The following is a 16,637-nucleotide window of genomic DNA, read 5'->3' on the forward strand; positions in this document are numbered from 1 at the left end:
CCCACAACAAGTTATCCACAGCCCACCTCCGCTCGACCTTTCACTGGTGTGCGCCCGCGCTTAGCCTCAGCGCCATGGCGGCACCCAAGATCAGCGAACGACTCCGCGAATTTACCCAACCCACCGGCGAGGAAGAACTCCTCGCCATCGATTACCCGCGCCCGCGACTGCGCATCAGCCCCTGGCAGGCCTGCGCTGTGGCGGTCATTCTCGTTATCGGCGTAGTGGTCTGGCTCGGCATCAATGCGCGATCCGAAGAATCCTCCGGCATGCCCGAGCCCGCGGCATTAAGCGATGCCCCGAGCGAGGAACCCAGCGAAATCATCGTCTCGGTCATCGGCGAAGTTGCCGAGCCCGGCCTGAAGACACTCGAGCCCGGTGCGCGCGTCGCCGATGCCCTCGCCGCCGCCCAGCCGCTACCAGGCGCCGAGACCATGGCGCTCAACCATGCGCAGCGGCTTTCCGACGGCCAACAGCTCCACATTCTGCCCTCCGGCGCCGCTCCACCTCCCGCACCCGGTGAACCCGCCCCCGCCGGCGACAACTCCAGCAGCCCTGGCGGCAGCGCTAGCGGCAGCGGCGTGAGCCTCAATAACGCCACCGCCGAGGAGCTCACCGAACTCAAGGGCGTCGGCGAGGTGACCGCGCTGGCCATCGTGGCCTACCGCGAGGAGCACGGCGGCTTCAAGGATGTGGAAGAGCTCCTGGAGGTCTCCGGCATCGGGCCGGCGAAGCTGGCACAGCTTAAAGACCAAGTCCAGCTCTAGCCCGTACCTGAGCGTGCGATGCGAGAACTGCGGCTCGTCCCCGGCGCGGCTACCGCCTGGCTGGCCGTCATCGCCGTGCTGCTCGCCGGCCGCGGTTGGGCCATCGCACTCATCGCGGTCATCGTCGCGCTGTGCCTCATTGCCCGTCAATGGGGCCAAGCGCTCTTTTGCGGGGCGGTCGCTGGGGGTGCGGCGCTCGTCGCCGCGGTGCGCCAGGCTCGCGCCGCCGCCTTCGACCTCGGCAGCGAAGTCACCGGGCGCCTTGTCACTGCACCGACGCAGACCAGCACGGGCGGCTGGCTGCTCAAGCTCAAGGTTCCGGGATACCCCACCCAGCTGCCGGTCTTTAGCCCGGAACCGGTCCCGGCGGCGGCTGGCGCCGAACTTACGATCAGTGTGAGGGTAGGGGAGTCGGATAGGGCGGGCGTCGGAAAGCTCAGCGCCAATGCCACCGACGTGCAGGTAACCGCCGAGCCCGAAGGCCTGGCCGGCTGGGCGGCCGAGGTGGCCGAGAATTTCCGGGCGCTGGTCCTCGATACCGTCGGGCCCTCCAGCCAAGGCCTGATTCCCGGCATGGTGCTCGGCGATACCGCGCTGCAAGATACCGCCGAGCGCGACCTGTATATCGCCACCGGGCTCTCACACTTGAGCGCTGTATCTGGGGCCAATGTGGCCATAGTCTGCTCCGCCGCGGCCGTGGTCTGCGCCGCCTTCGCGCTCGGGCCCCGCGCCCGCGTGGCCGCCTCCCTGTGCGCCCTTGCCACCTATGTTCTGCTTGTGGGCTTCGAACCTTCCGTTCAGCGCGCGGCCGTCGCTGGGGTAGTGGGGCTGCTCGCCGTGCTCAATTCCACGCGCATGGAGCCCATCCATGCCTTAAGCCTCGGCATCATCGCGCTGCTCTTCGTGGATTCCGACCTCGCCGTGCACTTTGGCTTCGCCTTATCCTGCGCGGCGACGCTCGGCATCGTGGCGCTCAGCCCCCTCATCTATAAGCACTTGGCCGTGACCGGCTGGCCCGCCATCTTCCTGCGTGCGGTTGCCGTGGCCATCGCCGCCGATATCGTCACCCTCCCGCTGGTGGCACTCATGTCCGGCGAGGTCTCCGTGGTCTCCGTGCTGGCCAATATCCTCGTCGAGCCCGCCACCGTGCCGATTACCATCGTGGGGCTTATCGCCGCCATCTTTGCCCAGCTGGGCCCGCTCGATGTGCTGGGCGCCGGCTTGCTGCGCCTCATTGAGCCGTTTTCGTGGTGGATTAATACCATCGCCCACGGCGTAGCACACCTGCCCGTGGTCACCATCCCCGCCAACCCGCTTTTTACGCTGCTTGCCTACGCCTGGATCATCGCCGGCCTCCTCTATCACCGCCCGTGGCTCACCTTGGCGCTGACGCTGGCGGGCATCGCCTGGCTCGGCCTGACCGCAGGCTAGAATGGCGGGCATGCCTCCAGTACACCTCATCCTCGGCGACGATGAATTCCTCACCGAACGCGCCCGCCTGCACATTCAGCGCGCCGCGGCCGAGGAGAGCGGATCTTCCGGCACCCGGCCCGAGCTGACCAAGCTCAAGGCCTCCGAGGTCTCTGAGGGAGAGCTCCTCGAGGCCACCAGCCCGTCGCTCTTTGGCGATAACCGCGTAATCGTCATCAGCGACTGCGAGCGTGCCGGCAAAGAAGTAGTCGATATCCTCCTGCGCGCCTGTGCCAACCCCGCGCCGGGCATGACCATGGTCATCATCTACTCCGTGACGGCCAAGACGCTGAAGAAAAAGAAGAAGCAGCCCGAGCTCGTGGCCAAGCTGCGCAAGATTGCGGAGGTCCACGAGGTCTTTTCGCTCTACCCCAATGAGCTGGGCCAGTGGGCCACCCGCGAATTTTCCAGCCACGGCGTGCGACCCACCCCGGACGTTATCCACGCCGTGCTCGAAGGCGTGGGCTCTGACCTGCGCGAGCTGGCCTCGGCCATTTCTCAGCTGGTCTCCGATACCGGCGGCAACGTTACCCGCGAAGCGGTGCAAAACTACTACGTCGGCGTGGCCGAGGTGGCCAATTGGGACATTGCCGACGCCGCCGTCGCCGGCCGCGTCGAAGCCGCCGTATCCACCTGCCGCCGAGCCCTCCAGCTGGGCGCGAGCCCCGTGGCGATTGCCGCCGCGCTGGCCAATAAGGTCGGCGCCGTCGCCCGCCTTTACTCCGCGCGCGGGGACCAATATTCGCTGGCGAGCCAAACCGGCCTGGCACCCTACGTGGTCAAGATGACCCAGCCGGTGGCCCGCCGCTGGTCCGCCGATAATGTCACCAAGGCCGTCATCCTCGTCTCCGAGCTCGATGCCGCCGTCAAAGGCCAAGGCGGTGAGCCCGAATTCGCCCTAGAGGCGGCCGTCAAACGCGTCGCGGAACTGGCGCGATAAGCTAGAAACCATGTCTGAAACGCAAGTGCAAGAATTCGCCGGTCGACTCTTTGACATGGCGCGCGAGGGCAACCTGGACCTCCTCGCCTATATCGACCACGGCGTGAATATCGACCTCGTCAACCACGAAGGCCAGTCCTTTATCATGCTCGCCGCCTATCACAGCCACGCCGAGCTGGTTACCGCACTTGCCCGCGCCGGCGCAGACGTCAACCTACTCAATGACCGCGGCCAGTCCCCGCTGGCCGGTGCCATCTTCAAGAAGGAAGACGCGGTTATCGACGCCCTCCTTGCCGCCCACGCCGACCCCACCGCCGGCCAGCCTTCCGCGCTGGATTCTGCCCGGCTGTTCGGCCGCGAGGACCTTATCCCCCGCCTCGAAAGCGAGGCGGGGGAGTGACCTGGACATCCTTTTTCACCCTCTTGCTGATGAACCTGGTGGGCGTCGCCTCGCCGGGGCCGGACATCATTTTGGTGACCCGCTACGCCACCCGCTCGCGCCGCCACGCCATTGCCGCGGCCGCCGGCATCCAGATCGGTGTGCTTTTCTGGTGCGCCGCCACCGTCTTTGGCGCCGCCGCGCTGCTGACCGCCTTTCCAGAAATCCTCGGCGCGGTCCAGGCCATCGGCGGCTGCTTCTTAGTGTTTATGGGAACCCGCGCGCTGCGCAGCGGCATCGCCCAGCGCGCCAACCCGCCCGTGGATCTGGAAGACGCCGCCGCCCAGCTCGGCCGCCTGCGCACCGCCTTCAAGGTCGGCCTGGCCACGAATATGTCCAACCCGAAAATCGTGCTCTTCCTCGCCGCGATGATCGCCCCGCTGCTTCCGGCTAGCCCACCCATCTGGTTGGCCATTGCGCTGACACTTTCGCTCTCGCTGTCGGCCTTCCTCTTCTTCCTCGTCGTCGCCACGGTAATTTCCACCCATGCCGTGCGCCGCAAGCTCATCGCCGCCGGCCCGTGGATCGACATCGGCTCTGGCCTCTTCTTTATCATCGCCGGCATCGTCCTCATCATCTCCGGCGGGCAGAACCTGCTGGCCTAAAACAGGCGCGGCGTGCCCTCTGCCACCGTGTCCAGCACCCACTGGGTCCAGCGGGCGACGGTGGATGCGCGCCGCCGGGACGTCGCCAAGCTCAGGCCCAGCCCCTCCATGGCCGCACAAATCTCTGCGGTGCTAGCCACCGCGCCGCGGGCCAGGCTGAGCTCTAGGACTTCGCGGAAAACCCGCCGCGCCGCCAGCGCTCGTATGAGCGCCGCATTCCGGGCGTCACGCTGCGGTTGCTCGATAACCCGCCGCCCGTGCTCCGTCGGCTCCCACGCTTCCTTCACCGGCTCCGCCAGGCCCAGGTAGCGCGCGGCATTGGCATAATAATCCGCCTGCCGCGGGTCGAAATCATAGCGCTGGGTAATCTCCGCCTTGCTTAGCGGCTGCAGGGCGATGAGCTCCAGCAGGTTGACCACCCGCTCGAAGCTATTAGCTTGCGGGAACGGCACGGCTGGCTCGGGTTCGGGCTCTACCGCCCGCACAATATCGAGCGCCGCCTGCGCATCCAGAGTCGAGGCGGACAGCGCGTAGCGGGCGCTATCGACCAGCGCAATGCTGCGAAAATCCGCCGGGTCCCGAAATTCATAGCGGTACAGGTGGAAAATACCATTGGAGTACACCAGGTAAACCGGCACGACATCCTTGGCCAGGCGCTGCTGGAACCGGCGATACGGAAAATATAGCTGCCGGATATTGAAATCATCCGAAAGGTGGTTCTTCGCCTCCACCAGCACCAGGTGCTCGAGCGATTCGAAGCCGCCGTCGATCTCCATCTGCGCGCGGTCCACCGCCACATCCACGCCCAAGTCCGGCAGCCGCACCTTAAGCCCGCGCGTGGACATGCGCCCGGCCACCGTCGCCTGCAATGGCCCGCAGCCCAAGAAGTCCTCTAGCATCCCGCTTGCCGACGCCCCATTTAACGCCACCGCCTCCGAGCTCACCCCCTCCAACGAGAGGGTGTCCAGCCCCGCCGGCAACTCCAGCGTGCGTACCTCGCCGCGCTGGGTTTCTGGAAACCGTTCGTAGAGGTTGAATCGCCCCACCAGATATTCGCTGCGGCTGACCGGTACGATTCCCAGCTGGAGACGCTGAAAAATCCAGGGCCGCGACGTAGAAAAATCATGCTTGGCCATCAGCCGCGGCTGCCGGCCCGAGAGCCGTTCTAGCTCCCGCGCGCCAATATAGAAATACCCGCGCCGCTCCAGCTCCGCGTCGTATCCCGACGCCAGGATGCGCAGCCAGCCCCAGTCATTGACGCCGAGCTTCACCGTTTCCGGCACACCAAAGCGCGCCCGCAGCTCCTGCGCTTCCGGCCCGCTAGTCACCGCGGACCTCGTAGTTGCGCACCAGGACCTCGTCGACCTTGCCCCGCTTCGAACCAACGGAATTAATCGCCCGCGTTGCCCCCACGATGCCTACTTCATAGTCCGCATAGAGCTCGCGGATGAACTCGGTGGCCGAATTAGACAACAGGAACTTCACCCCGCGCCTATCCAAGTCATCGCAGACCTCTTTGAGACGCTCTTGTTCCGCACGGTCAAAGCCGCCCTTCTGGTAGCCGGTAAACGAGCTCGTCACATTCACCGGGTCATAGGGCGGGTCGAAGTACACAAAGTCCCCCTCGCGCGCCTGTGCTACCGCCGCGGCGAAATCACCCTGCGAGAAGGCCACATCATTATCCGCAAAATAGCGGTGCACCGCGCGCAGCGTGTCTTCATCGCAGATGGTGGGATTCTTATAACGCCCGAACGGGGCATTAAATTGACCGGCCGCGTTCACGCGGTACAGGCCGTTATAGCAGGTGCGGTTGAGATACAACGTTCGTGCCGCGCGCTCGACGGGGGAGAGGGCGGCAAACTTGTGGGCATCCCGGTCCACTGCGCGCAGCGCATAGAAAAACTCTGCGTCATTGGGGTAGCCCGCGAGCTCCTCAATGAGCTCATCGACGCCGCCACGCACCACCTCATAGAGGTTGATGAGCTCACTATTGAGATCGTTGACCCGTGCGCTGGCCGGCTCCAGAGAGAAAAGCACCGCGCCGCCACCGATGAAGGGTTCGTAATAACGCCGCGGGGCCTCCGCCGGCAGGGCGGCGTGGATATGCGGCAAGAGCTGGCGCTTCCCGCCCGCCCATTTCACCAGTGGCTTAACGTTTTTCATCGTTGACTCATCTTAGCCGTCCCACCGGACACAAGCACCATCGGGTTTTCGAACGTGCGAGCGGGTAAATCGGATGCGTGGCCGCGCGGCGGCGCCATCTTGGTTGTCCAACGTCACAGTTTCGCCTAATGGTGCCATGACGGGCGAAAATGCGCAGCCGTGTCGGCGGGGAATTCCCCTGGTGTGCATGGCAGTTTCTCTGACCGAATATAAGGTAATAAAATCGCCTCAAAATCCCTTAGCTTGTAGGCAAAATAGAATTTCCTCACAATTTCTTAGGGAGAAAGAAAAGATACTGAAGCTTGAAGAGCGTCGGGACAGAAAGGGGCATTCATGCCGCGTATATCAAAAATCCGAGTCGCTGCGCTCAACCTCGTCATCGAGAATGGTTATGACGGGTTCACCATGGAGGAGCTCGCTCACAAAGTGGGCGTTTCCCGCCGTACGCTTTTTAATTACATAAAAGACAAAGAATCGGCAGTTTTAGGCTCCGAAATGTCGGAGGAAGTGGAGAACCAATTCCAAAATTTCGCCGCGGGATTGCCCACCGGAAGCCTGCGCGAAGATTCCAAAATCATGGCCATGACCGTATTCAATCGTGCCGTAGGCGATGAGTTCTTCCCCGAAATTTCCCAGCTCACGGCCCAGGCGTTGGCTAAGGATACGAAGCTGCGCGCCCTGTACTGCCAGCGCAATAGCCGCATCATTCAGCGCGTCCGCCAGGCGGTGCAGGCTCGCGAAGGTTGGAAGTCCTCCGATCCGCGTCTTACGCCGACCGTCAACATCATCCACACCCAGTTCCTGACCGCCTTTGAGACCTTCGTGGAAACCCGTGGCGGCACTTCGCTTGCCGACGCCTTCCACAACGCCGGCGCCATCTTCGAAGACTACTTCAACGATGAACTGGCCTAAGCGCCCCGCCTAAGTCTTACCGGCCCTACCTGCCGGTTCCGCCGGCCAAAATAAGCTAAGAAAATCCCCCGGCGCGCTCCGTAGAGCGCGACCGGGGGATGATCTGTGCAATGGCTCTTAGTCCATCTTGTTGAACGCGGAAGCCATGCCGGACTTCTTGTTGGCTGCGGTGTTGCGGTGGAAGACACCCTTGGACACGGACTTGTCCAGGGCGCGGGATGCCACGCGCAGCTGCTTCTCAGCAGCAGCCTTGTCGCCAGCGGCAACGGTCTCGCGGAACTTGCGGATCTCGGTACGGACGGCGGAGCGAACGGACTTGTTGCGCTGACGTGCCTTCTCGTTGGTGATAACGCGTTTCTGCTTGGACTTGATATTTGCCATGAAAAATACCTCTTAGTAATCGAAAGTGATTGACGTAGAAACCGACCTACTCGGACTACTCCCGCGGCCAGCAATTACTGGCGCGCTCGGCGCTGGTATTCGAAGAGCGAACCCAAGGTCCTGCCCGCCCCGACCAACGCGCCCGGCAAGTAAGTAACCAACACACAATAGCAGTACCGAACCCGACCTGCCAAAACCCTCCCCGCGACAGCCGTCTCCCAGGTCTCTGGCTCCCGGCCCGCTGGCTCCCTAGCCACCGGCCGCGCGGCGGCTAGGCCCAGTGGTAGCGCGCCCGCAACCTATTCGCGATTCGTTCGAATCTGCGTTCCGGAAAAAGCGTGCCTTGCCGGCGCACCTGCTCCTCGGATACCTCGAGCAGGCGGTCGAGGCGCACCCAGCAATCGCACCCGGATTCGTCCCATTCGCCGGAACCGATTTCCAGCCAGGCGTCGTCAAGCGCATGCTTTGGGTTGGGGGAGATAAGCAAGCCCATTACCGTGGTGCGGGTGCGGCCGACGACCAAAATGGCGCGCTCGCGCGGTGGTGCCTGCTTACCTTCGGCCGGTACCCACACCCAGACCACCTCGCCGGAGTCGGCCTGGCCGTCCATATCGGGGGTGAAAAATATGGACCGGGGGTGGGAGGCAGTGGCCTCTACCTGGATATCGGCGGCCTTGCGCGGCCCGTGGAACTCATCCGACCTATCCAGCCCCAACCGGGAATTAATGCGGCTCAGGCCGGTGTCTATTGGCTCGCGCTCGCTGATTCCCAGCGCTTGGCGCAGACGGGTGAGCATGGCGCTTTTCATGTCGACTATTGTAGACGTATGTCTGAAAACTTTGCGGCCACGACGTTTACGGATCCCGCCCGAATCCGAAACTTCTGCATTATTGCTCACATCGACCACGGCAAGTCGACGCTGGCGGACCGCATCCTGCAGCTATCCAAGGTGGTTGCGGAGCGCGATATGCGTGACCAGTTCCTCGATAATATGGACATCGAGCGCGAGCGCGGCATCACCATTAAGGCGCAGAATGTGCGCCTGCCGTGGGTGCCCCAGTCCGGCACCGCGCAGGGGGAGCAGATTGTCATGCAGATGATCGACACCCCCGGCCACGTGGACTTTACCTACGAGGTCTCCCGCGCGCTCGAGGCGTGTGAGGGCGCTATCCTGCTTGTCGACGCCGCCCAGGGCATCGAAGCCCAAACCCTCGCCAACCTCTACCTGGCGATGGAAAACGACCTGGAAATCATCCCGGTCCTCAATAAAATCGACCTGCCGGCCGCCGACCCGGAAAAATACGCGCTGGAAATCGCCAATATCATCGGCTGCGAGCCGGAAGAGGTGCTGCGCGTGTCGGGCAAGACCGGCGAGGGCGTCGTCGAGCTGCTGGACAAGGTCTGCGAGCTAGTCCCGCCGCCATCTTCTGAATTCGACGCCGATGCGCCGGCCCGCGCCATGATTTTTGACTCCGTCTATGACACCTACCGCGGCGTGGTGACCTATATCCGCATGGTGGACGGCAAGCTCACCCCGCGCCAGAAGGTCACCATGATGTCGACCAACGCCAACCATGAGCTGCTGGAAATCGGCATCGTTTCGCCCACGATGCAAAAGTGTGAGGGCTTGGGTCCTGGCGAGGTGGGCTACCTCATTACCGGCGTAAAGGACGTCCGCGAGACCAAGGTGGGCGATACCGTCACCTGGTCTAACGGCGGCGCCGAAACCCCACTTAAGGGATACAAGGACCCGGACCCGATGGTCTACTCCGGCCTTTTCCCCATTTCCCAGGCCGATTTCCCGGACCTGCGCGATGCGTTGGAAAAGCTGCAGCTTAACGACGCCTCCTTAACCTTCGAGCCCGAAACCTCCGTCGCCCTCGGCTTTGGTTTCCGCTGCGGCTTCTTGGGTTTGTTGCATATGGAAATTACCCGCGACCGCTTGGAGCGCGAGTTCGGCCTCGACCTGATTTCCACCGCGCCATCGGTAACCTACCGCGTGGTGGCCGAAGACGGCGAGGAAAAGTGGGTCCACAACCCGTCTGACTGGCCGGAAGGAAAGCTCAACGAGGTCTATGAGCCCGTGGTGAAGATGACCGTCATCGTGCCTGAGCAGTTCGTCGGCCCCACCATGGAACTCTGCCAGTCCAAGCGCGGCCAGATGGGCGGCATGGACTACCTTTCCGAGGACCGCGTGGAGCTGCGCTACACCATGCCGCTCGGCGAAATCATCTTTGATTTCTTCGATATGCTCAAGTCCCGCACCAAGGGCTACGCTTCGCTGAACTATGAGGAGGCCGGCGAGCAGCTCGCGGACCTGGTAAAGGTCGACATCTTGCTCAATGGCGACCCAGTCGATGCCTTCTCTGCCATCGTCCACCGCGATTCCGCCCAGTGGTACGGCAATAAGATGACCAAAAAGCTCAAGGAACTCATCCCGCGCCAGCAGTTCGAGGTGCCCGTCCAGGCGGCCATCGGCTCGAAGATCATCGCCCGCGAAAACATCCGCGCTATGCGCAAGGACGTGCTGGCCAAGTGCTACGGCGGCGATATCTCCCGTAAGCGCAAGCTGCTGGAAAAGCAGAAGGCCGGCAAAAAGCGCATGAAGACGCTGGGCTCCGTCTCGGTGCCGCAGGAGGCTTTTGTGGCCGCGCTGTCTACCGACGCCGAAGATTAAAACACCACTTCACGCATGCCGCACCCGCCTCGCAGCCACGGCGTGGTTGCGAGGTCAGGTGAAGCGGCGGCCTGAGTGCCCAAAGCGTGTAACTAGGTCGACCCGGCCCAGGGCGGGACCCAGACTATTCGGCCCTGCCGCCGCTCGAGGCGGCCGCGCACCGGGGGCGCGTGCGGATCGTCGTCGTTCACGCCGTTGTGATACGGACACGCCACGCTGAGGTTTGCCATATTGGTCTCGCCGCCGTGCTTCCACGCCTGCAGGTGATGAATCTGGCACTTATCCGCCGGATAATTGCACTCGGCCCACGGGCAGGTGGGGTTTTCCGCACTCGCCATCAGCCGTTGCTTATCCGAGGCCTGCCGCGAGGTGCGATACAGGTTCACCGGCCCCTCATAAGGATGGACAAGCGTGACGAGCCCGCTTTCGGCCAGGCGCTTTTCCACCAGCTTGGCGCCGCTGATTTCGGCACCATTGGTCAGACGCAGCGTGATCTCCTCGCCTCCACCACCTAAGATTTCATCCAACTCATCGAGTTGGATGATGATATTCGTCGTCGCGGCAGGCCGTGCCGTAGCTCCGCCGCGGAAGAAGATATTCTCCACGGAATCGAGAGGTTTCTCCTCATTGATGCTGGCGTGCAGGTCAGCAATGAAATCGGAATCACCGGTAATCGAAAGCGTCGACGGCCCTCCCTTGCGCCGCGTCATCCGCACGCCCTTTTCCGGTAAATCGGGCGGATATATGGTCTTGATGCTTATAGCCGCCCTTTTCGTGTTCAATCCATCGGAATGGCACCCCCATGTGGTAGTCGGGGGTTGGTGTGCTTTCTGGGTGAGTAAGAACAGACCACGATGCCCGGTATGTGCTGGGTAAATGAAGAAAACGGACTTTTAGAAAAACAAAATTTCGACCACGCCCATAAGCTGGTACATTATAGTCGCTTTCACATTATTCCAGAGCCTTGAAACAGGGAGTCATCGCAAGCTTTCCAGTCCCCATCTTCTTTTTTCATATGGACACGGCTGACTCCAAAAAAGTCCTTGAAGTCCTCATGCTCCGACTTAACGTAAGCCTCGTCGTCTGAGTCGTCGAACTTTTCTAAATCTTTAAGTGCATCCTTGAACGCTTCTTTAGATTCCTTTCTGTCGTCTTCGCTTGGAACTTCACTCGGCTTCATTTGTTTGATGAGCTTGAAAATTTCATCTGAATCTGTTGGAGTGCGTTCTTCTCTACAGATGTATTCTGACTGGAATTTATTAAAGTCATCTGTCCACTCCCTCGCAGACTCTTCAGCTTTCTCGCTGTCACCGCCTTGATACGTGTCAGCAATCTCAAAAAGATCCATCTGGTTGTCCCAGCGTTCATTAGCTGCCTTTTTGAAAGTTTTCTCTGGCCCTCCGGAAACCCCGCAGCCTGTTGCCACCAACGACACTGCTACTAAAAGGCTTCCAAGTGCTTGAGATTTACGCATCCTCATTCTCCAATCAAAATATCCACGTATATTAAGTGCTAGTCCCTCACCCCTTTATCGAAAAAGGGGGCTTTGCTGACCAAATTGCCAGGCGTATGGCAGCCCGTTGACAGGATATACTTACATTAACACACTGGGTTAATGTTGTCTTACCGTTTCTTCAGAAGGGAGAATTACTCCTTCAGTAGCTAGGACCTAACAGGGGGCAGGTCCGAAAAGGCCCCATGAAGTAACCAACCGTGTACCCGCCCCGCGACACGCCGAACGGACACGCATTCTGCTACTTAACCCTTTTTCACCATACAGCGACCATGTACCGACCATATACGGTTAGTATGTGGTAGCGACCTTACAGTGACCAGATACCGACCACGTGTGGTTCGTGTATGGTACATACCAGATACTGACCAGATACTAACCGTAGAGTGTCCGTGTGTGGTAGCGACCATACAGCGACCATCTAGCAACCACCCGCTAGCCATACATGGTTAGCAGCCCAAAGCCACCTACGGGTGGTCTATTTTTTGGGCCACACCGCGAGGTGACAAGAGTGCCACCGGGGTGTGCCAGCCACGAGGTAGTAGCCCCTTCAAAAGGGGCAGTTTTAAAATTGGTTGCAGCGATATCGCTCCAACCCGGCCAATTTTTATCGTGTGCCACGATAGCACTCCAATTTTAAAAATTGGATACTTTAAAAATCCCCTGACCAGGGGTTTTAAACCTGCGGTTTAATTTTAAAATACTCGAAGACGCGTTTAAATGGGTACTTTTAAAGTGTACTTTATTACCCATTTACCCACGTCATCGGACGTTTTTACCGCGCCAAGGACCGCCGTAGGCGGTCTAAGGGCGCAAGGGGGATAAAGGGCATAAGAGAGAGTGGCACATTTGGGGTAAAACCCCTGCATGTGGTCGGCATAGCCGACGCCTCTCTTATACCCACATATAAAAAGACCCCGCCCGAGGGGCGAGGCCTTCGATGACCTAGTCGGCTTAAAATCTATGCAGCAACATCCAGTTGCTGCTCTTCAAGGATTGCATCAATATATGAAGTGTCCCAGGTTTTGTTCCGTTTGAGTAGATGGGAAAATCTGGAATATGCCAAGAAAATTTGACCAGGATGCGAAGGATCGTGTGGTCCGTCTTGTAGAGGACCGCATCTTGGCGGAAAATATGTCGATGCAAGCCGCGTGCCAGGCAGTAGCCCCAAAGCTGGGGGTGTCATGGCACACAGCCCGTCAATGGACCCAACAGGCCCGCCGTGCGGGAAACATCCCAGAACCCGTGCCTGAAGATCTGGCCGCCAAAAACGCGAGGCTTCGCCGTGAAAATCAAGAGCTACGCGACACCAATGAACTTTTAAAGGCTGCCTCAGCTTTTTTCGCGTCGGAACCAGGTCCAAAACGTCGGAAGTGATCCGGTTCATCGATGAATACCGGAATCGTTTCTCTGTCGAGTTTATCTGTAAGACGTTGAAAAATAACCGCGCTGGTGGGTTCATCACCTCGCGTGGGTATCGTCAGTCCAAGGCCCGTGGGGTAAGTGCTCGCCGCCTTCGTGATGCTGTGCTGGTTGAACGCATTAGTGCTATCCATCGGGATAATTACGGCATCTACGGTGTGCGGAAAATGTGGCATGCTCTTCATTGTGACGGAATTGAAATCGGTCGTGAACAAACTGCCCGTTTAATGCGCCTGGCCGGTGTTTCTGGCAAAGGCAAAGGCCGCTCGCCTATGACCACTCGCACACCTCAAAGGCCGGATTTGCGCCCGGACTTGATGGAGCGAGAATTCAAAGCCGAAGGCCCGAACAAGCTGTGGGTGGCTGATATTACCTACGTGCGCACGAAGAAAGGCTTTGTGTATGCCGCGTTTGTCACCGATGTTTACTCCCGACGGATCGTTGGGTGGGCGTTATCAGATTCCATGCGCACCGAAGCGTTGCCGCTGCAAGCTCTTAACCAGGCGCTCGTGTGTGCTGAGGAAACAACAGGTCTCATTCATCATTCGGATCACGGCGCGCAGTATGTCAGCGTTGTCTACAACGAGCGTCTTGCCCAGCACGGGATTGCCGCTTCCACCGGAACTGTCGGGGATTCCTATGACAATGCTCTGGCGGAAAACGTTAATGGTTCCTACAAAAACGAGCTGATCCATACTCGCAGGTGGGATGAGGTTGTCGAGGTGGAAATCGCGACGTTTGAGTGGGTGTCATGGTGGAACGAGACGAGGCTTCACCAAAGCTTGGGATACCGAACCCCGGTCGAAGTGGAAACCGAATTTTGGGACCAGCACCCGCCGCAAGCAATAATAGAAATCAAGGCAAACGCCTAGGAACAAAACCCGGGGCACTTCAACTCCTGACGCTACGGTTATGGACTATCGTACTGATACGATATTGGCCATAAAGCTCTAGATATCCTTCCAGTCTTCGAACGTGAATCCCTGCAGCCCGAAGACAAGCTCGGTATAAGTATCCTGCCATACCGACTTCGTATTCTTCTTGCGCTTACATGTCTTCGGTGTTGTGGTAACTACTCTGCAGAGTAGACTAATCCAGTGTTTTGGTGGTCGACTTCTAAATGAATATTTATGATTTATAAAAGGGCGACGGTGGTGGAATCGCCCCTCGGTGGTTGGTGGCTACTTCTTGGGCTCTAGCTTGTGGCCGTAGAACTTGTGCAGTCGGTTACCCAGCTTGGCGATAATATTGTCCAGTTCAAGGGTGACCGCTCTTACGTCGGCGCTACCACTCTGACCGTACGCGTTTAGTCTTATCGGATTAGATGTCCGTACCGCCTCGTTAAGCTGGTGTCCCACCTCGCGAACAACCGACGAGTAGGTCTTGCCGGCTGAGTGGTCTGTGCAATCCCATGTTTTGATAGTGACGGTAGCTGCGTGGTCGTAGGTGGATAACTCACCGGTTTCAGCATCTAGTTCGTTGCCCCAGTTCAAGCCTCGGGCGATGATGATAGATACCCTGTTATCTTCTACGGGGGCCATGACTACGTTTATGTTCGTCGTAAAGGGATGGACGTACTCGATGCCGGTGGCTACGACAATTCCCAAATTTTCTACACGGTGGGCAATATAACGGGCAGTCATTTTGCACCCCACAATGTGCGGGAAAATGTCCGGCGTGGTTTTAGCGAGGTCTTTTATAAACTCGTTGTATTCTGGGTTACTAGATTCGGTATCTACCTTGACACCATCAACTTCACGGTAGGTAACTTTCGCCTCTTTGGTCTTTTGGTTAAGGATGGGCATGATGTATGAATATCCTTTCGATTAGTAGTTCTCACTTTGGGTAGTAGTCGCATCTCCTATGGCGAGTGCTTTATCTATCAGCTCGTCTAGGTCCTGCAACTCTAGATTTTGTGTTACGCGCCACACGATGAAGTCCATTCCGTCGCGCTCTTGCTCGTGCTTGTCACGATGGTCAAGTACCTCCCGGGCCACCCGGGTAGATATCCTGATGACGGTCCCTGGGTGAACCCCACCGTGGTCTTCCCGTTGTACATAGTCAGCTCCCTTCTCCGCGATGACGCGGTACAAAATATCTTTGAAAACTTTCTGAACAATGATGGCAATACGCCCGAACTCGTAGCGACTCCAGTCTCCGCCGTAGTTCTCTCGGTCCGGTAGTCGGCTCTCTTCTTCCAGCCACTCCATACTTGCGGTGACTACCTCTGTTATCTGGTCTTCTACTTCAGCGTCTTCGTCGCTGTAGTCCTCCGGCAACAGGTCCTCTTCGGTGATATCGAAGCTGTTAACAACAGTTGGGGCGGGTGCTTTTTCGGCTAATGACGCCCAAAGTGTGTCCCAGTCCACACGCACGGCCTCGCGAGATTCGGCGACAATGTCATCTGGTATGGGGTTGCGGGTAAATGTCACCCAATGACGCTGCAGAAGCGCGAACCAGCCTTTAGGGTGCTTGAGTACCGGTCTGGTTGTCGCGTCCGGCCACTGATGAAAGGTCTCTGGTAGCGGCATAACTAGGTGGTAGCCTTTGCCGCTCATAGAAGTTTCCGAGTACAGTGCGTCCGGCAACATGCCTAACAGAGATGGGGCCACATCTTTAGGGCACGTCTTTTCAATGTCTACAATGATGGCCCGGTCAGCAATAGAGTTGAGGTAGTACGCGTGGTTAGCGGCCTGCGGGATGCTATCTACTAATGTGTTTAAATCCACACATGCTTGGTTGTAGCCCTGCCGGATAGCCGCGCCGCGCACCGTACCGGTAGTAATAAGGTGTGGTACATCAATGGGCATTTTGTCCTTAGTGGAGATGGACCAGCGGCGTGTAGTACCAAGCTCTTGGATGGTCTCATTCTTGTAGAATGTGGGCCATTGGTCAAAGCTGTTATAAGGGCGAATGTGTGCTCCTATAACCTGCCACATGGATAGCACTAGCTCTGCATCATCCTTGAATAAGGAACCAAGCCACTCATCTGGTCGCCACTGAGTGTCGTCTGCCTGGTCAATGACAGGTAATGGGGCATCGGGGGTCCACTTAGTAGCGAACTTAAACAGGTGGGTCTGGTCTGGGATATAGGGCTTAAACTCCCCGGTGTCGTAGTTGTAGACACCGTTAGCAAAAGGCGCAATATCTTGAGTAGTATCCACTCGGCGGGTGGGGGCCTCGGCGCGGATAGAGCTGAGCGTGTCAAGTTGTTTGTGTGTGGGGCGGGGTTTATAGGTATTTGTCGAAGCGGTCGGGGTAGGCCACGGCCATTTGGTTGATGGCTTGTTTCCAGCCGGATACTCGGGCTCCTTCCATGAGTCTGCCGGCTGTTCTTGAGACTCGTTT

Annotated in this window: 15 protein-coding genes and 1 pseudogene; 8 read left to right on the forward strand and 8 right to left on the reverse strand. The window is 59.1% G+C overall.

What is annotated here, in order from left to right; genetic code table 11:
- The first annotated feature begins 74 nt into the window (after positions 1-74).
- The 5 genes from MHY08_RS08275 to MHY08_RS08295 are packed head-to-tail and all read left to right on the forward strand — an operon-like array spanning position 75 to position 4,221.
- On the forward strand, positions 75-767 hold the full coding sequence (locus MHY08_RS08275; protein WP_239192389.1) for a helix-hairpin-helix domain-containing protein: 693 nt from the start codon (positions 75-77) through the stop codon (positions 765-767).
- 18 nt (positions 768-785) lie between these two features.
- Entirely contained in the window at positions 786-2,198 is a 1,413-nt protein-coding gene (locus tag MHY08_RS08280) for a ComEC/Rec2 family competence protein (protein ID WP_239236239.1), read from the forward strand.
- A 1-nt stretch (position 2,199) separates the two neighbouring features.
- Positions 2,200-3,177, forward strand: a complete 978-nt coding sequence (holA, locus tag MHY08_RS08285; protein WP_204611191.1) for a DNA polymerase III subunit delta — start codon at positions 2,200-2,202, stop codon at positions 3,175-3,177.
- Between the two features lie 10 nt (positions 3,178-3,187).
- Positions 3,188-3,577 carry an ankyrin repeat domain-containing protein gene (locus MHY08_RS08290; RefSeq protein WP_239230333.1) on the forward strand — a complete coding sequence of 130 codons (390 nt, stop codon included), beginning with the start codon at positions 3,188-3,190 and terminating at the stop codon, positions 3,575-3,577.
- Positions 3,574-4,221, forward strand: a complete 648-nt coding sequence (locus tag MHY08_RS08295) for a LysE family translocator (RefSeq protein WP_239230335.1) — start codon at positions 3,574-3,576, stop codon at positions 4,219-4,221. The genes MHY08_RS08290 and MHY08_RS08295 overlap by 4 nt, the downstream gene beginning before the upstream one ends.
- Here the strand turns inward: MHY08_RS08295 and MHY08_RS08300 are convergent.
- Both MHY08_RS08300 and MHY08_RS08305 read right to left on the reverse strand, forming a co-directional pair.
- Positions 4,218-5,549, reverse strand: a complete 1,332-nt coding sequence (locus tag MHY08_RS08300) for a hypothetical protein (RefSeq protein WP_239230337.1) — start codon at positions 5,547-5,549, stop codon at positions 4,218-4,220. The two genes, MHY08_RS08295 and MHY08_RS08300, sit on opposite strands and share 4 nt — an antisense overlap.
- Complete coding sequence (locus tag MHY08_RS08305; protein ID WP_239192421.1) at positions 5,542-6,384, reverse strand: DNA adenine methylase; 843 nt, start codon at positions 6,382-6,384, stop codon at positions 5,542-5,544. Before MHY08_RS08305 ends, MHY08_RS08300 begins: the two co-directional genes overlap by 8 nt.
- Before the next feature lie 333 nt (positions 6,385-6,717).
- Here MHY08_RS08305 and MHY08_RS08310 point away from each other — a divergent pair, with 333 nt between their 5' ends.
- Positions 6,718-7,296: a TetR/AcrR family transcriptional regulator gene (locus MHY08_RS08310; RefSeq protein WP_204611196.1), complete on the forward strand. Its 579-nt coding sequence runs from the start codon at positions 6,718-6,720 to the stop codon at positions 7,294-7,296.
- A 117-nt stretch (positions 7,297-7,413) separates the two neighbouring features.
- Here MHY08_RS08310 and rpsT read toward each other — a convergent pair whose 3' ends face one another.
- Both rpsT and MHY08_RS08320 read right to left on the reverse strand, forming a co-directional pair.
- Entirely contained in the window at positions 7,414-7,677 is a 264-nt protein-coding gene (gene rpsT, locus MHY08_RS08315) for a 30S ribosomal protein S20 (RefSeq protein ID WP_005324114.1), read from the reverse strand.
- Positions 7,678-7,948: 271 nt separating this feature from the next.
- Positions 7,949-8,485 carry a type II toxin-antitoxin system PemK/MazF family toxin gene (locus MHY08_RS08320; protein WP_204611198.1) on the reverse strand — a complete coding sequence of 179 codons (537 nt, stop codon included), beginning with the start codon at positions 8,483-8,485 and terminating at the stop codon, positions 7,949-7,951.
- Between the two features lie 18 nt (positions 8,486-8,503).
- On the opposite strand from MHY08_RS08320, the gene lepA reads away from it, so the two are divergent.
- Positions 8,504-10,354, forward strand: coding sequence for a translation elongation factor 4 (gene lepA, locus MHY08_RS08325; protein WP_239230348.1), 1,851 nt, complete (start codon positions 8,504-8,506; stop codon positions 10,352-10,354).
- Between the two features lie 92 nt (positions 10,355-10,446).
- On the opposite strand, the pseudogene MHY08_RS08330 reads toward lepA, so the two are convergent.
- Positions 10,447-11,127 (reverse strand): annotated as a pseudogene (locus MHY08_RS08330) (HNH endonuclease signature motif containing protein); the annotation flags it as partial.
- 173 nt (positions 11,128-11,300) lie between these two features.
- Positions 11,301-11,828 carry a hypothetical protein gene (locus tag MHY08_RS08335; protein WP_239230350.1) on the reverse strand — a complete coding sequence of 176 codons (528 nt, stop codon included), beginning with the start codon at positions 11,826-11,828 and terminating at the stop codon, positions 11,301-11,303.
- A gap of 1,098 nt (positions 11,829-12,926) precedes the next feature.
- On the opposite strand from MHY08_RS08335, the gene MHY08_RS08340 reads away from it, so the two are divergent.
- Positions 12,927-14,161 (forward strand): IS3 family transposase gene (locus MHY08_RS08340; protein ID WP_239230352.1). Its coding sequence is split into 2 segments (ribosomal slippage): positions 12,927-13,215 and positions 13,215-14,161, totalling 1,236 coding nucleotides; the frame shifts between segments, so codons are not numbered across the junction.
- Positions 14,162-14,470: 309 nt separating this feature from the next.
- Here the strand turns inward: MHY08_RS08340 and MHY08_RS08345 are convergent.
- A complete protein-coding gene (locus tag MHY08_RS08345; RefSeq protein WP_239230361.1) occupies positions 14,471-15,094 on the reverse strand; it encodes a hypothetical protein in 624 nt (207 codons plus the stop codon).
- Positions 15,095-15,115: 21 nt separating this feature from the next.
- Positions 15,116-16,480, reverse strand: a complete 1,365-nt coding sequence (locus MHY08_RS08350) for a hypothetical protein (protein WP_367398059.1) — start codon at positions 16,478-16,480, stop codon at positions 15,116-15,118.
- Positions 16,481-16,637 lie beyond the last annotated feature (157 nt).

Source organism: Corynebacterium sp. ACRPJ (assembly GCF_022347345.1).
GTDB lineage: Bacteria > Actinomycetota > Actinomycetes > Mycobacteriales > Mycobacteriaceae > Corynebacterium > Corynebacterium tuberculostearicum_D.

Bases quoted from the DNA above. Each gene is read 5' to 3' on its own strand.
- MHY08_RS08335 (WP_239230350.1), bottom strand. From the start codon at position 11,828: ATGCGTAAATCTCAAGCACTTGGAAGCCTTTTAGTAGCAGTGTCGTTG.
- MHY08_RS08310 (WP_204611196.1), top strand. From the start codon at position 6,718: ATGCCGCGTATATCAAAAATCCGAGTCGCTGCGCTCAACCTCGTCATC.
- MHY08_RS08280 (WP_239236239.1), top strand. From the start codon at position 786: ATGCGAGAACTGCGGCTCGTCCCCGGCGCGGCTACCGCCTGGCTGGCC.
- MHY08_RS08305 (WP_239192421.1), bottom strand. From the start codon at position 6,384: ATGAAAAACGTTAAGCCACTGGTGAAATGGGCGGGCGGGAAGCGCCAG.
- lepA (WP_239230348.1), top strand. From the start codon at position 8,504: ATGTCTGAAAACTTTGCGGCCACGACGTTTACGGATCCCGCCCGAATC.
- MHY08_RS08320 (WP_204611198.1), bottom strand. From the start codon at position 8,485: ATGAAAAGCGCCATGCTCACCCGTCTGCGCCAAGCGCTGGGAATCAGC.
- rpsT (WP_005324114.1), bottom strand. From the start codon at position 7,677: ATGGCAAATATCAAGTCCAAGCAGAAACGCGTTATCACCAACGAGAAG.
- MHY08_RS08275 (WP_239192389.1), top strand. From the start codon at position 75: ATGGCGGCACCCAAGATCAGCGAACGACTCCGCGAATTTACCCAACCC.
- MHY08_RS08290 (WP_239230333.1), top strand. From the start codon at position 3,188: ATGTCTGAAACGCAAGTGCAAGAATTCGCCGGTCGACTCTTTGACATG.
- MHY08_RS08345 (WP_239230361.1), bottom strand. From the start codon at position 15,094: ATGCCCATCCTTAACCAAAAGACCAAAGAGGCGAAAGTTACCTACCGT.
- holA (WP_204611191.1), top strand. From the start codon at position 2,200: ATGGCGGGCATGCCTCCAGTACACCTCATCCTCGGCGACGATGAATTC.